At 65.9% G+C, this 631-nt stretch carries 1 protein-coding gene; it reads left to right on the top strand.

Annotated elements, in window-relative coordinates:
- On the top strand, positions 1-631 hold a 631-nt coding region (locus tag HFL01S_RS25500; RefSeq protein ID WP_218008671.1), incomplete at both ends, for a hypothetical protein.

Here is a 631-nt window from a genome sequence, read left to right as displayed (position 1 = left end):
TCAGCAGCAGCGATCCGAGCAAAGCCAGCGTGCCGGCGAGCGTGACGATTCCGGCGGGCCAATCGTCGGTGACTTTCCAGGTCACAGGTGTGGACCTGACGGGTGGTGCGGCGGTGACCATTGATGCGACGGCGGCCGGGTACACCGCGCCTGCGACCAAGGTACAGGTGCAGGTGGCTGAGCCGGTGCTGTCGTTGGCATCGGTGAACACGGATCGGAGCGTGGGACAGGCGCGCAATGGCATCTATGTGAGGGTTCGCGGACCGGCGGCAAGTCCTTATGCCGCCAACCAGACCATGGCGACCAGCACGCCTGTGAGCGTGGCTGTGGTGGATGCGAACCCGGCGGGGCTGGTTGACGGGATCTACAGCGCGAGCACGGGCGGGACGGCGATCACCCAGGTGGTGGTGGCTGCAGGCTCCAACGACTCGAACTACGGCTATGTCGGCACGCCGACGATGCCTGGAAGCTACAGGGTCAGTGCTTCGGCGACGGGGATGGCGACGGTGACCTCATCGGTGGTGACGGTCAGTGCGCCGGAGTTGACGTTCAGCCGGGCGACGGAGGTGGTGGGCAAGGGGATGCGTACGTATGGCAGTTCGTTGTCGGTGCAGCGCACGGTCAACGGCTC

Origin of the sequence: Hydrogenophaga flava NBRC 102514, assembly GCF_001571145.1 — a bacterium.
GTDB lineage: Bacteria > Pseudomonadota > Gammaproteobacteria > Burkholderiales > Burkholderiaceae_C > Hydrogenophaga > Hydrogenophaga flava.
This window is presented reverse-complemented; position numbering and strand designations above follow the sequence as displayed.